The organism is Flagellimonas sp. (assembly GCF_965233845.1).
In the GTDB taxonomy this organism is placed as follows: Bacteria; Bacteroidota; Bacteroidia; order Flavobacteriales; family Flavobacteriaceae; genus Flagellimonas.
Genome location: NZ_OZ247584.1, coordinates 2028895 through 2043960 on the forward strand (window position 1 = coordinate 2028895; position 15066 = coordinate 2043960).

The 15066-nt window shown below is 41.4% G+C and carries 12 protein-coding genes; 10 read left to right on the forward strand and 2 right to left on the reverse strand.

The features are described from left to right. Positions 1 to 6: 6 nt before the first annotated feature. On the reverse strand, positions 7 to 672 hold the full coding sequence (locus ACO6S0_RS08905; RefSeq protein WP_422351636.1) for a uracil-DNA glycosylase: 666 nt from the start codon (positions 670 to 672) through the stop codon (positions 7 to 9). Positions 673 to 744: 72 nt separating this feature from the next. On the opposite strand from ACO6S0_RS08905, the gene ACO6S0_RS08910 reads away from it, so the two are divergent. The 4 genes from ACO6S0_RS08910 to ACO6S0_RS08925 all read left to right on the forward strand — a co-directional run bounded on the left by ACO6S0_RS08910 (position 745) and on the right by ACO6S0_RS08925 (position 6519). Further along, positions 745 to 2250, forward strand: coding sequence for a YfcC family protein (locus tag ACO6S0_RS08910; RefSeq protein WP_422351637.1), 1506 nt, complete (start codon positions 745 to 747; stop codon positions 2248 to 2250). Positions 2251 to 2450: 200 nt separating this feature from the next. Next, positions 2451 to 3053: a short chain dehydrogenase gene (locus ACO6S0_RS08915; protein WP_422351638.1), complete on the forward strand. Its 603-nt coding sequence runs from the start codon at positions 2451 to 2453 to the stop codon at positions 3051 to 3053. Continuing rightward, a complete protein-coding gene (locus ACO6S0_RS08920; protein ID WP_422351639.1) occupies positions 3046 to 4266 on the forward strand; it encodes a cytochrome-c peroxidase in 1221 nt (406 codons plus the stop codon). Before ACO6S0_RS08915 ends, ACO6S0_RS08920 begins: the two co-directional genes overlap by 8 nt. Before the next feature lie 78 nt (positions 4267 to 4344). Then, the gene (locus ACO6S0_RS08925; RefSeq protein WP_422351640.1) at positions 4345 to 6519 is read left to right on the forward strand and encodes an endonuclease MutS2; all 2175 of its coding nucleotides are present in this window, start codon (positions 4345 to 4347) and stop codon (positions 6517 to 6519) included. A gap of 115 nt (positions 6520 to 6634) precedes the next feature. On the opposite strand, the gene ACO6S0_RS08930 is transcribed toward ACO6S0_RS08925, so the two are convergent. Then, a complete protein-coding gene (locus tag ACO6S0_RS08930; protein ID WP_422351641.1) occupies positions 6635 to 8257 on the reverse strand; it encodes a thiol-activated cytolysin family protein in 1623 nt (540 codons plus the stop codon). 308 nt (positions 8258 to 8565) lie between these two features. Between ACO6S0_RS08930 and ACO6S0_RS08935 the strand changes: the two genes are divergently transcribed. The 6 genes from ACO6S0_RS08935 (at position 8566) to ACO6S0_RS08960 (ending at position 15015) form a co-directional block, all read left to right on the forward strand. Then, a complete protein-coding gene (locus tag ACO6S0_RS08935; RefSeq protein WP_422351642.1) occupies positions 8566 to 10452 on the forward strand; it encodes a tetratricopeptide repeat protein in 1887 nt (628 codons plus the stop codon). 227 nt (positions 10453 to 10679) lie between these two features. Further along, positions 10680 to 11390, forward strand: a complete 711-nt coding sequence (locus ACO6S0_RS08940; RefSeq protein ID WP_422351643.1) for a hypothetical protein — start codon at positions 10680 to 10682, stop codon at positions 11388 to 11390. 289 nt (positions 11391 to 11679) lie between these two features. Continuing rightward, positions 11680 to 12228 carry a hypothetical protein gene (locus ACO6S0_RS08945; protein WP_422351644.1) on the forward strand — a complete coding sequence of 183 codons (549 nt, stop codon included), beginning with the start codon at positions 11680 to 11682 and terminating at the stop codon, positions 12226 to 12228. 64 nt (positions 12229 to 12292) lie between these two features. Further along, positions 12293 to 12748 (forward strand): YybH family protein, encoded by a 456-nt coding sequence (locus tag ACO6S0_RS08950; protein ID WP_422351645.1) that lies wholly within the window; start codon positions 12293 to 12295, stop codon positions 12746 to 12748. Positions 12749 to 12829: 81 nt separating this feature from the next. After that, a complete protein-coding gene (locus tag ACO6S0_RS08955) occupies positions 12830 to 13990 on the forward strand; it encodes a putative porin (RefSeq protein ID WP_422351646.1) in 1161 nt (386 codons plus the stop codon). A 560-nt stretch (positions 13991 to 14550) separates the two neighbouring features. Further along, positions 14551 to 15015 (forward strand): thiol-disulfide oxidoreductase DCC family protein, encoded by a 465-nt coding sequence (locus ACO6S0_RS08960; RefSeq protein ID WP_422351647.1) that lies wholly within the window; start codon positions 14551 to 14553, stop codon positions 15013 to 15015. The last annotated feature ends 51 nt before the right edge of the window (positions 15016 to 15066 follow it).

Sequence of the window (15066 nt, forward strand, 5' to 3'; positions counted from 1 at the left end):
AGTAATTCACCAACTTATTAACGTTTTTCCCATTTGGGCCAGTAATTTATTGGTACGGCTAAAGTGCTGGTTACCAAACCACAGTCCTCGATTTGCACTTAATGGGGATGGGTGTCCAGAGGTAAGTATATGGTGTTTGGTCTTATCGATGAGGGAAATTTTCTTTTTGGCAAAGCCTCCCCAAAGCAAAAATACAATCCCTTCCATTTGGGAGGAAAGGGTTTTGATCACGGCATCGGTGAATTTTTCCCACCCTTTATTTTGATGGCTTCCTGCCTGATGGGCCCGAACAGTCAGGGTGGCATTCAGCAGTAGTACCCCCTGTTTCGCCCAACGCTCCAAATTACCGCTTTGCGGGTAGGGCTTTTCAACATCGGTTTTTATTTCTTTAAAGATATTAACCAAGGATGGTGGGTGGGGAATGCCGTCCTTAACGGAAAAACAGAGGCCGTTGGCTTGATTGGGACCATGGTAAGGGTCCTGACCAATAACCACAACCTTGGTTTCGTAAAATGGGCAATGGTCAAAAGCGGCAAATATGTCTTTGCCCTTGGGATAGCAGGTATACTGTTGATATTCTGCTTTCACAAATTGAACCAGTTGATCAAAATAGTCCTGGTCAAATTCAGATTGCAATTGCTTCTTCCAGCTTGGTTCAATATTTACCTCCATTTAATTTTTGCATTTCCGAGGATAAAACTAAAAATAATATCTTTCTACCCTACTAATTAATTATTCAGACTTATGGGCCAAACCAAAAAAAGGAAATTCCCTACCGCACATACCGTTTTGCTCATAATTGCAGCCTTTGTTGCCCTCCTGACCTGGTTGGTTCCTGCAGGCCAATACGATCGTCTCACCTACTCAGCGGATACTGATACCTTCCTAAGAACTACTGAAGAAAGTCAAACCACCCTACCTGCTACCCAGGAAACTTTGGACGAACTAACCGTTAAAATTCCCATTGAAAAGTTCAGGGAAGGTGCCATTTCAAAACCCATTAGTATTCCGGGTACCTTTAAAAAGCTAAAAGGCCAACCACAGGGTTTGGTTAATTTAATTAAAGCACCGCTAAGAGGCATTTCCGAATCCATTGAGATTATTTTGTTGGTTCTAATCATTGGAGGTTTAATTAGCATAGTCAATGCCACAAGGGCCTTTGAATCAGGAATAGCGTGGCTGGCCCATAAATTGAAGGGAAGGGAATTTATCCTTATTATCATGGTCACTTTGTTGGTTGCTTTGGGCGGAACCACTTTCGGTCTGGAAGAAGAAACCATAGCCTTCTACCCTATTTTAATTCCCATTTTTTTGGCAGCCCGATATGATGCCCTGGTCTGCATAGCCTCCATTTATATAGGTTCTTCCATTGGAACATTGGCTTCCACCGTGAACCCCTTTAGCACCATTATTGCCTCGGATGCTGCTGGTATCAATTGGACCGAAGGTCTTACGGATAGATTGATCATGCTGATCCTTGGTCTGGTGCTTTGTATTCTTTATATCACTCGTTATGCTCAACGTGTAAAAAAAGATCCTACCCGATCCCTAATTTTTGATCAACAAGAAGAAATAGAACAAATTTATCCCAGCATCAATATGGATGTGATTACCCCGCTTACACTTAAATTAAAACTGGTGCTTCTCATTTTTGCCAGTTGCTTTTTTGTGATGGTCTATGGGGTGTCCCAACTGGGATGGTGGTTTTTGGAAATGACGTCAGTCTTTTTGGCGGCAGCCTTACTAATTGGCGTAATCGCCAGGTTGAATGAAAAACGGTTTGTCACAGAATTTATGAACGGTGCCAAAGATCTGTTGAGTGTTGCCTTTATTATTGGCATTGCACGGGGAATTACCGTGTTGATGGAAGATGGACAAATTAGTGATACGCTTTTGTTTTATGCTAGCCAATTCACCTCAACCATGCCTCAGGGATTGTTTATCAATGTAGCCTTTTTAATGTACACAGGGCTTACCTTCTTTATCCCATCATCGTCTGGAATGGCAGTTTTGACCATGCCCATTATGGCTCCTTTGGCCGATAGTGTGGGAATTGGGCGGGAACTCATGGTAAGTGCCTATCAATATGGGGTGGGTTTATTCAAAATCATCAATCCAACAGGCATAATCCTGGCGTCTTTGGCCTTGGTCAATGTAGGGTATGACAAGTGGTTAAAATTTGCGCTACCCCTGGTATTACTGTTGGCCATCTTATCCATGGTCATGCTCACAATTGGCGTCTATTTTTAATCGAAAAGAATTCCCCAATGCAAAGCATTGGGGTTTCCTATTAAGTGTCATCCCGAACTTGTTTCGGGATCTAAATAACAGAATTTCGGTTTTGACCTTTAGGTCAAAACAAAGCCAACGAAATACAGCTATAGCTTACTTCTGGGATAGTTGGCTTTAGGAAGTTCTTTATTACCTTCGAATAAACAAATGCTATTGGTATGAAAATCTTGATCATAGGTGGGCAAGGAACCATTGGAAACAAAGTAGTATCGTATTTGTCCAATGGGGACGAGGTCCTTGTGGCGGGTAGAAACACTGGCGATATTACTGTGGATATTTCCCAAAGTGCCTCCATTGAGAGTATGTTCCAAACAATTGGAAAGCTGGATGCGATTGTGTGTATAGCCGGGGAAGCCAAATGGGACGACTTTGAATCTCTATCCGAGGAAGACTATTATATTGGGATACGAAGCAAGCTTATGGGGCAGGTCAATTTGACCAGAATTGGACAACACTATCTCAATCCCGGGGGATCTATTACCCTATCCACAGGTATTTTAGCCGATGACCCAGTGGTTAAAACAGCTAGTGCGGCCATGGTCAATGGGGCAATCCACAGCTTTGTACAAGCGGCAGCCTTGGAGCTCCAAAATGGGGTTCGGCTTAATGTGGTATCCCTCGGACTGGTCATAGACGCCTATGAAAAGTACAAGGATTATTTTCCAGGACATACTCCAATATCCATGGAAAAGGCTGTGAATGCTTACATCAAAAGCATCAAGGGCAAAGGAAATGGAAAAGTAATACGGGTTTATGGGTGAAAATACCGCTTCGAAGATTGGTTTAACCCTTCTAGGATTGTTTTTGACCGCCTTTGTATGCATTCCCATAGGTTGTGGTGGTCCCAAAGCTAAAGAGCCAGAGACCGTAAAACCCATAGTTGATGTCCCCCCCTTTGCAGCCCTTCCCCAAGAAGTTCCGACTCCAGAGGATAATCCCTCGAGCGAGGACAAAGAAATTCTAGGTAAGCTCTTATTTTATGATCCCATTTTGTCCGGAGACAAAGATGTAAGTTGCGCCACCTGCCATCATCCGGATATGGGCTATGCCGAATTCTTGGATATCTCCATTGGCCCCAACGCCCAAGGTTTGGGAAGTAGGCGAAAGTTCATGGAGCCCAATTCCATACCCTTTGTCAAACGCAATGCCCAAACCATACTCAACACAGCTTTTAATGGCATGCATGGCCCCCAAGCCGTTCAAGTTAAAAATGCACCCATGTTTTGGGACGATAGGGTTCAAAGTTTGGAAAAACAGGCTTTGGAACCCATTAAAGCATTGGAGGAAATGCGTGGCACGCACTATAACGAGGAAGAAATACTGCAGGTGGTGGTGGGCCGGTTACAAGGTATTCCAGAATATCAGGAACTTTTTAAAAAGGCGTTTGGCGGGGACAATCCCGTTTCAGTTTCCAACCTGGGCAAGGCCATTGCTGCCTTTGAGCGCACCCTGGTCACCAACAATTCCCGTTTTGACCAGTATATGAATGGGGACCAATCTGCCATTTCCTTATTTGAAAAAGATGGCTTTGAACAATTTAAAAAAGTGGGCTGTGCCAATTGCCATAACGGCCCCATGTTTTCGGACTATAAATTTCATGTCCTCGGGGTTCCGGAAAACAAAAAATTACCCCTTCCAGATCTGGGACGGGCCGATAAGCAAACCATGGATAGCTTTGCCTTTAGAACCCCTTCACTGCGAAACCTTCGGTTTACAGCTCCGTATATGCACAATGGGAGCTTTATGGATCTAAGGCGGGTTTTGGAGTTTTATGAGGACATTGCCCATGGAAAAGTCCGGAATAAGAATGTGCCAAAGACCAAGTTTGATCCCCTGGTTGCCGAACTTAAACTTTCCGTGAAGGAAATGAGCCAAATCATCTCCTTTTTAAACACGCTTAACGATCCAGATTTTGACAAGTCCATTCCTGACGCGGTGCCTAGTGGTCTTTCCGTTGGGGGTAATATCCAATAAAGCAATGACTCAGATGTTCCAGGGATTCCCTTTGATTGGAGGTATGAATGGCTATCTTTGCCCCGCGAGTAATTGAACATGCAAAAAATACACCCCAAGACACTTCAAGATTTAGAGTTTCCCACTGTACTGGAGCATATTGCAGGACGGTGCAATACGGAATTGGGCAAGTTGGAAGCTATGGAGATTCGTCCAGTAACGGACACCGCATTCCTAAGGAACATTTTGGGGCAAACGTCGGAATATCTCGCTTCTTTCTCCAATGATAACCGGATTCCCAACCACGGGTTTGACCATATCAATGGGGAGCTTAAGCTGCTGGGCATTGAGAACACCACTTTGGAAATTTCAGGCTTTAGGCGAATCGCTTCCATTTGTAAGACGGTGGAACTCCATCAAAAGTTTCTAAAAAAATTCAAGGAATATTATCCTTTGCTCTTTGAGTACTCCAGCCAATTGGAAGGCAATTCCCAAATTCCAGCATCTATAGATGCGGTAATCGATAAGTTTGGGGAAATAAGGGATAATGCCTCGGATGAATTAAGACATCTCCGAATCCAAATCAACGAAGTCCGGGCTAAAATCAATCAAAGTTTTGCAGCTGCTTTAGGCCGATACCAAGGACAAGACTACCTGGATGAAATCAGGGAATCTGTTGTGGAAAACCGAAGGGTATTGGCCGTAAAGGCCATGCATCGGAAAAAAGTAAAAGGAACGGTCATGGGCACTTCCAAAACGGGAAGCATTGTCTATATTGTTCCTGAAACTACTTTGGGCCATACACGGGAACTTAGCAATCTGGAATTTGAGGAAAAGGAAGAAATACAGCGTATCCTAAACCAACTTACCACAGACATAAGGCCTTTCCAAGAGCTTTTGCGAGCTTATCAAATATATTTAACCCATATTGATGTAACAGCTGCCAAGGCCAAGTATGCAGCGGAAATGGACGCACTGCTCCCGGAGATAAATGATCAGAAGGAACTATATCTCAGGGAAGCCTACCATCCACTTTTGTACATGACCAATAAGCTGAAGAATGAAAAAACCTGGCCGCAAACCATTCAGCTACATCATGAAAACCGAATCATTGTAATTTCCGGACCCAATGCAGGTGGTAAAAGCATCACCCTAAAGACTATTGGCCTGCTTCAAGTAATGTTTCAATCTGGGTTGCTAATCCCCGTGCATGAAAGAAGTTCGGTGTGCCTGTTTGACAAAATATTGACGGATATAGGCGACAACCAATCCATAGAAAACCATCTGAGCACCTATAGCTACAGACTCAAGAACATGAATCAGTTTTTGAAAAAGTGCAATGCCAAAACTTTGTTCCTGATTGATGAGTTTGGGACGGGAAGTGACCCAGAGTTGGGAGGTGCCCTTGCAGAAGCATTCCTTGAGGTATTTTACGAACGTGAGGCCTATGGCGTTATCACTACGCACTACGCGAACCTAAAGGCGTTGGCCAATGAATTGCCCCATGCCACAAACGCCAATATGTTGTTCAATTCAAAAACCCTGGAACCGACCTTTCAATTGATCTTGGGCGAAGCCGGAAGTTCTTTCACCTTTGAGGTGGCCCAAAAAAATGGGATTCCCTATAGTTTGATCAACAAGGCCAAAAAGAAGATTGAACGTGGCAAGGTCCGTTTTGATGCCACTATTGCCAAGCTTCAGAAGGAGCGCAGTAAAATGGCACAAACCGGCTCCAGACTCCAAGAAGAGGAATCCAAAGCGAGGGATGAGGCCGAACGCTTAGAAAAACTGAATGCAAAGATCAAATCCAAATTGGAAAACTATCAGGAGTTGTATGACCATAACCAACGGATGATCCAATTGGGTGATAAGGTGAACACCGCTGCCGAACGCTATTTTATAGACAACAAAAAGAGGCCGCTCATTTCCGAATTGCTTCGCATTGTGGAAACCGAGAACAGCAAACGGAAAAAGATTACCGCCAAGCAGGCCAAGGCCAAACAAGCGGAAAAGAAACAGGTCGCCCAAGAGTTGGAAAAGAAAATTGTCCAAGTAAGACAAGAAAAAAAAGTAGAGAAGAAAAAGGCCATACAAAAGGAAAAGAACAAACCAAGACCCGTTTTTAAAATTGGTGACCGTGTTCGTATGATGGATGGAAAGGCAGTTGGGAGCATTGATACCCTGGAAAAGGGGAAAGCGGTAGTAAATTATGGCATGTTTACCACCCAGGTCAGCGTGGATAAGTTGGAGTTGGTTGAATCAATTAAAAATTAACAATGTACAATTATCAATTATTCGTTGTTCATTGCTCATTGTTTATTAACCTATGAAAACAGCCGGCATCAAGTTGTTGAACCCAACCTGAGCGGCCAGCTGCATATTGATTAAACTAGTATGCTACTCTCTTAATCGTGAAAGTTACTTTCATGCTATCTTCAAAAGAATCGAGATAGTGAGTGTACGATTTTTTGGTCTGCGTTTCCTCCGCGCCCAAGTTCACTGTGGTAAAGCCGATATCCTGTAAATCAATAGACGAACTATCGTCTCCCAAATCATCAAACCCAATGGTGTTCATATCCTTTAAGTGTGCATAGAGATAAACTTCGTCTTCAGCCAAATTGGGTCTGTACAATTCAATGGTGGCCGATTTATTTACCGTATAAGGGTCGCTAGGCGATACATCCTTGGCATCTCCCCAACTTTCCGACCATGACGCTGAACTTCCGGTATAGCTATTACTTCCGCTCTTTCGCACACCGGCGGTGATGTCTCCATAAATCTCCTTTTGTGCAAAGCCACCTACCCGTGCAATTTCTTCAATCTTCACTTCATACTTAAACCATGCCTCTTCACAATTACGAACTGGGTATTCGGATGCCAAAACAACTCTGGCTACAGGCATATCCTTCTTGATATATCGTAATTTGTAGGCCAATAGCTTTCCAGGAGAATCTTTGGAGTAATTTCCTCCGTTAATAATATAACTGTACACCCCGGAAGGGCCTGTAATCACGCCCACTGCATCTTCCGCCGACCCGCCAATGACCAAAGCTTCCACTTTGGATGAGCTGATAATTTCGTTATAGTCCACATCAATTCCACCATCACCACTGGATTGCCCTTGACTAAAAGAAAGTGCAAAAGCAGATTTCACTTCTAAGTAGGAGTAATTGGATTCCACTGCATACAAAACCATTCTTCCATACATCGCGGAAGTTACGATAACTGGACTTGTGCTATTCAAGTTGGGCAATTCCGTAAAAAGGGAACCTGGATCATCATTGGGCGGCAGGGTCATATCAATGGTATAATACTCCTGAAAGAACTTGACCACATATTTGTACCTATACTCAGAGCTTGCAAAATCAAATGAAGCGGATACATCCTTGTTTTTGCTTCTATAATTGGCACCCAAGGCAATGTCCAGATGTTCTTCGGAATATACCTCTTCAATGGTAAAGTTCAACTCTGCTGGAGTGGCTCCAGTTACTCCCTGCGCTAAAAGGGAGTTTACCCCATTCCGTACCCCATCCAAATCTGGTTCTTCTACTTCAACTGATGCAGAACCATCGATATTTTCCAAAGAAATGGATAAGGTAATGGGGGCACGACCGCCATTGATGCCTATGTACTCCCCTGTAGGAATGGATTCGCCTTTAAGCATGGCGCCAGGATAAATTACATCGGTAGAAGGGTCCAAGGAGAGCATTTCATCAAAGCCCGGAGCTGCCTTATAATGTTTTACGACACATTCATAATCCACATCCCGGGTAGGATCTTCTTCATCCAAAAGTTCTGGGGTAGAAATTTCAACAGGCTGGGAAAAGGCCTGTAGGTTTGCCAACTCTGAATTAATGTCAACGGGATTAACATCATCGTCATCCGTGACTACTTCATCATCTGTAATGGGAGGGTCGGTACTGTCTTTACTGCACGCCATAAAAACTGAAAGGGACATGCCAAAAAGGATGATTAACATTCCAACATTTAAAAGGGGGTGATTTGTTTTCATAATTTCTTGGTTTTAAGGATTCAACGCTTCGAAATTATCTGTGAAATAAGGTCAAGCCTAATTTTGGGCATGGACAAAGTATGGACAACCCTCATGGATTTCCATCAAAATGGGCATGGACAGTACAAAAATTTAAAATGACATTAAACTCCTGTTATCCCAATAAAATCAACACTTTACAGGTAATCATAATTCAAAATCCAACATTCCAAACATGGACTTTTTATGGACAAGATGTTTTTGCTACATGGAAACCAATGTATAGGCAAGGGATATAATAGGTATCTTAGAAAAGTAATCAACCTCCTATGAAAAAACGCATTTCACTTTTATTGTCAGTGCTAACCTTCCCTATTTTGGTTTTTTCCCAGCTTCAAGGTCAGGAAAGAATTGATAGTTTAACCAAGGTGCTTTCAAATGTAAAGGATGTACCTTCCAAAATTTCAGTTTTGGAACAGATTTATGAAACTGCCAGCTATTTTGATTCCGATAAGAGCAAGCGTTATGCCCAGAATATAATCTCACTTTCAAAGGAAAATTCATATCCTTTAGGTATGATTATTGGAAATTTCAGTTTAGGGGGGCACTATTTCACCCTTAAAAAAATGGATTCGGCAACCCTCTACTATCAAAAAACACTTGATCTAGCGTATCAATATAACCTCAAAGCTAATGTAGCGGGTGCACTTTCGAACCTATCGATCATCGCTGGTGATAAAGGTAATTATCGGGAGGCCATAAGATTAATGGACTCTGTAGCAAAGATTTCACTAGATAATAAAGATTTTCTAAGGTATGGTGTTTCCATTAATAATAACGGCAATAATTACTATGAGCTTGGGCAGTACTTAAATGCTATGAATGAGTTCAAAAAGGCCCTTGAAGTATTAGATACCATTGATAGAGAAAAATATAGGAGGGGCGATGTATACAGAAATATTGGCAAACTAAACTATCAGCAGAAAGATTTCGACCAGGCATTGGTAAATTTTATGAATGCCTATGAGATTTATCAAGAAGTATCAGACAATCTATATAGTGCACATGTTCTCAATGATATAGGTAATGTGTATATCTACCTAAAGGATTATGACAAGGCGATCGAATATTTTAACGATAGTTATGATATAGGTAATGAATTTAATTTTCCGACGGCTACCGCCCATGCCCTTTTCAATATCGGATTTGCCCAAAGAGAAAATGGGAACTATCAAAAAGCCCTATCATACTTCGAAAGAGGAGCTGAGATTGACACCTATGATATGTCTTCTATAAATTATGTGCTCGAACTATACCATATAGGACTCACTCATTCACTTTTGGGCAATAATCAAGTAGCCATTGAGTATTTGGACAAGTCCGTAAAGTTGGCAGATTCTCTCAAGATTTCCAACGAACTAAAACATGCACTGGATTATAGATCCAAAGTGCACTTGAATGCCGGTAACTATAAATCTGCTTTTGAAGACTATTCCGCTTCACAAAGGATTAAAGATAGTTTGTTCTCCATAGAGAAAACAAGAGCTATTGAAGAATTGGAGACAATCTACGAAACCGAAAAGAAAGAGGCCGAAATCGCCCTGCAGGTAGAGGAAATAAACACCCTCAATGAGAAAGCCAAAGTAGACAAACTTACCAAAGGACTTTATGCCGGAGGCATGGCCTCTGCCCTAGCCTTGTTTGGATTATCGGTCTTCGGGTATCGCCAACGAATAAAAAAGAACAGAATCGCCCGGGAAAAACAGGAGGAAATCTACAAACAAGAAATTGCCCATAAAAAAAAGGAACTGACTAGCCAGACCTTGCACTTGGTTCAAAAAAACACATTTATCCAGGAGTTGAAAGAGAACCTGGAAAACCTTAAGAACTCCCCTGAAAAATTCAAAGTTGAGTTTAGACGTATCGTAATGCTCCTTAAAAAGCAAAATGCCTCAGACAAAGATTGGGAAGTGTTTAAATCTTATTTCTCCGAAGTGCATAACGACTTTGACCAAAAACTGAAAACGCTCTATCCGGATATCTCCGAAAAAGAAATCCGGTTGGCGGCATTTCTGCGGATGAACCTGACCACTAAAGAAATTGCAGCTACGCTGAACGTGCTTCCAGACAGTATTCTTAAATCCAAGTACCGTCTCAAAAAGAAATTGCAATTGGACAAGGATACGGATTTGACCAGTTTTTTGAATACGCTATAAGTTCACCCAAATCTCAAGCACCAAATCCCAAATACCAAATCCCAAATCTCAAGCACCAAATTCCAAATATCAAATCTCAAGCACCAAATTCCAAATACTAAATACCACAGCAAAAAGGGCCTTCGATAACAGCCTGTATAATATTTACATTTTTTGCAACTCTTTTTACAATTATTTCAAGTCCAAAGAAAGTACCTGATCATATCTTTACAAGAAAGATTAAACAAATGAGCAAGAGTTTAATTATATCCATTTTGCTACTTACAGGGCTCTATTCTTGTGGACAAAGAGGTAATTCAAAAACTGGAAAAGCTGTCATTGAATCAGAGATAGAAACCTCAACAAAAAATGGAGGCAAACAACTATCGCCAACCTATTATTTAAAAGAATACATCTATAAGGACACTACATATGTATCTTCCACAGGAAAAGGGATAACCATACAGAACGGTTTTCCAAAAGGAGGAATGATCAAACCAGATGGAACACAATATTCAGACGTGTCTGGAAAAAGTTACGGATTTTGCGTGTTTTGGACTCGAATAATCAACGAAACTACCAATCCGCTGGAGCTAAACATTAAGTTTCCTGTTGATTCAATGGCAATTTTCACTCCACCTGGCTCGTACCTAAAACTCTTTTTGCCATCGGATACATTGGTGTATGATAAACTAGAATCGTTCAACTATGGCCTAACTGGAATAAAGTCCTTTTTAGATAATAATTTAAATAAGGCTTCCAAGTTGCACAAAACAATTAATCCCAATGAGGCGCATATTTTCTACGTAGTGGCACTCTCGTATCGGGCTGGGGGAACCCCAAGAGCAGCACTTATTCTAGATGAACAAGACCTTTATTATCGAATGAGCGTAGCGCCCCATGGTTCTGGAACAATCCCCGTTGGACGGATTACTTTTAAAAATGAAATTGGTGATTAATATTGTTTCAATAATCGGCGTACGGAAAACATGAACAAAAAATTGGAGCGGTTTTAAAGAAATGAAATGCCAGCTTAAGACATTGCCCATAAGCTGTTCCTTTTTCTCCCCCACTCTCACAATTTCACTTTGCTTTGCTCAGTATATGTATCTTGCTGTCTTTTAGTTTAGCCGTGCGCATTGCCTAATCAACAAAATGATATAGATTGGATGTATTGGATAGTACAATGGACCAATCTGCTAAAAAATTTCAATGTATTAAAACACCAGCTAAGCAAATAATACCAATATGAAAAGCTACAGTATCATTTTACTCATAATCTTAGGTACATGCGGTTATTCCACGGAAACTGCGCAGTTGGTAAAGGAATACTTGTTGGCATCCAACGATTACAATTTTGAACGGGCATCCCAATTCTTGGATTTGGATTACCAAGAAGTATTTATTGATGGATCGGTGGAAATTGAAGATTTAAATCAACTCAAAGATTTTATGGCCTGGCGAAAAATAATGAATTCCAAGTCCCGTCTGCTCTCACTAGAAAGTTCCAATGATACGGTTACCACGGTTGAAAAAACCCAGCATTTTATGGATTCAATACTGGAGAGAAAACCAAGAACGTTTAAAATTAAATATGTTGTCAAGGATGATAAGATACTCAAATCCATTATTGATACCATGCCGGGACACTCTGAAACGGTGAGTTATAACTATGGCAAATTTGCCGAATTTCAAGAGTTCTGTTCTGAGGAAGAAATAGAACTGGATATGGGTATGACAGCTAACGGAGCTCTACAACTAAAAAGAGCACTGGAATTGTATAAAAAGGACCGTTGACCAAAAACTAAATGTAACCACTAAATTCAAAATGAAAAAAAAGTCAATATTATTAGCTTTATGCATGGCATTTTGCTTTTGTTTTTTACCCGCTTGCAAGGACAATACCAAAAAACCCGTGATTAATAGCGGTGCTGAACTGGAGGCTCTTATTCAGACCAAAGTGGACAGTTTCTATACTGTTTATGAACGATTTGATTATGATTGGATCGATTTTTTCGAAAACGAATTCACCAATGTATTTCCGGATACCCCCATCCGTAAAATATCCAAGGATTCCACCAAAGCCCTATGGAAAGATCTTTATAACAGGTATGAAGTTCAACTTCTTGAACGAGGGGATCCATCCTTTATAACATCACAAGACATGGTCATCTCCCATAATTATTTTAATGAAATTTTTATTCATAAAGAATCCAGGGACACGATCCCAAATGCAGGAACATATGTTATTGCATGGCGCAGACAGCCTGATAACTCTTGGAAAATAGTATTTGAAAGCGTTCATAACAATCCATAAGCAAACTATACTCCAGCAAAACACTTTCCTTTGCCAAGTTTTGATGTATCTTGTCACCCTTAAAGAATAACCTCTACCCTTTTGACCAAAGCACACCAAACACTGTTACCCAAGAATTATCTTTTCGTTTTCCTCCTTATATCTTCAACTTTGGTCATTGCCCAAAGCGATTCCACAAAATCAAAGTTCAGGTTTAATGGCGATTTCAGGTTTAGGGTGGAGCAGGATTGGGACTCCCGCAAATCGGATGGCTCATATAGAGAGGATCGCTCCAGATTACGTTATAGGTTGCGTGCGGGACTGGATTACCACCTCAATCCAAAAATTCTGGTTGGAACAAGAATCAGGACAGGTGATCCCAAAAAGCAGCAGGATCCCCAACTCACTCTGGGCGATGGGTTCAATGAGTTTGGCACCTTGCCCATTGCATTGGAAAAGGCCTTTTTTCAACTAAACTTGGGAACTTTCGAGATGTGGCTGGGCAAAAACACATTTTCGTTCAAAAAACAGAACGAACTATTTTGGAGCGACAACGTTTACCCAGAGGGCCTACATATTCAAAAAACATTTAACCCCAAGTTGAATTGGGTAGATCACCTAAACATCAACGCCGGCCATTTTATTTTAAATACAAGGGGCGGCTCCTTTGTGGAGGACAGCTATTTTCAGGGCATACAATTGGTTTCTCAACACTTTGACAACAGATTTGCTGTTTGGCCTTCCCTTTATCTTTTTAGGAACATTCAAGATATACCGGATGGAGCGGAGACCTTCTTTTTGGATTATTCCATTGCCAGTGTCGGCGGATATGTCAAGTTGAGCAGGTCGCCCTTGGTGCAGCTGGAAATGGACTGGTATCTTAATCTTGAGGACTACAGTACCAATGATTCTATTCCTGAAGATCTTCAGAATCAGAAAAGCGGAGTTACCCTGGCGGCCAATTATGGACAATTGACCAAAAAAGGAGATTGGCTGGTGAAACTTACCTATACCTATTTGGAACGTTTTTCCGCCTTGGATTTTATGGCCCAAAACGATTGGGCCCGATGGGATTATTCATCTTTTGGATCACCAGATGGCCGGTTGACCAATTTGGAAGGCATAGAGTTTACCCTAGGAACTAAAATTGAAGATAAAATAGCCCTGAAAATGAAGTATTATTGGGTGGACCAATTGGTTCCCCTCGGTACCTTTAAGGAAAATGGGCAACGCATCCGATTTGATATTGATATTAAAATCTAAAGTTGCGCCAATGATTGTGAAACCGTTTTGCTTTAATCGTGAGGATGTGCTGCGGGTATCAACGTCACAATTGTCAAAAATTATTTTTCCCAATTTTGTCCCATATTAGACTTTATGTCCACAACGGTACAAATTTCATATTTGGACATTGTAAAATAGGATAGTCCGTCTCTCGATTGGCTATCACCCTTCAACTTCAGATCAACATCTGAAGCAAAGTTGTCTATTTACATTTTACAAACATTTTTTTGGTTGTTGCCCCTACATTGGACTTGTAATTGCGGAACATAAGGAAAGGTATCATGTACAGACCGAAAAAGGGAGGTTTGAAGTGGAAATCACAGGAAACTTAAGGTACACCGCAAATAGCCGTGCCAACTTTCCTGCAGTTGGAGATTGGGTAGCACTTATGGCTCTTGACTCAAACAGTGCAATTATCCACCAGGTTTTGCCCCGTTACTCAGTACTGTCCAGAAAAACAGTGGGAGCCGTATCTGACATTCAAATCATTGCCGAAAATAAATAAGCAACTCACAAGTTACCACTTTACCTAGGGATTAATGCCTACTTACTTTTGTGATTTAAGCCATCGATTTTTTGTGCCGTATCTTTGCAATGTGGAAGACAATAAAAAACTAATCCTATTCGATGGGGTTTGCAACCTCTGCAATGGAGCTGTCCAATTTATCATCAAAAGAGATAAAAAAGATGTGTTCCGCTATACGGCCCTGCAAAGCGAAATTGGAGAAAAACTTATTGCTGAACGCGCTATTGATACATCCAAAGTGGATTCTATCATATTAATAGAACCTGGTGTTGCCTATTTTGTGAAATCGGAGGCAGCCCTGCGCATCGGACAGGAATTTGGCGGCCTATGGAAAGGCTTAGTGCTGTTCACTTGGATTCCGAAGGTCTTCCGGGATGCCATATACAACCTCATTGCCAAAAATCGTTATCGGTGGTTTGGCCGAAAGGATGCCTGCATGATTCCAACCCCTGAATTACAAGCGAAGTTTTTGGGGTAATGTATTCCGTCTGGTTAGCTTCCTGTTTGACACGAATTGCACCAATTCTTA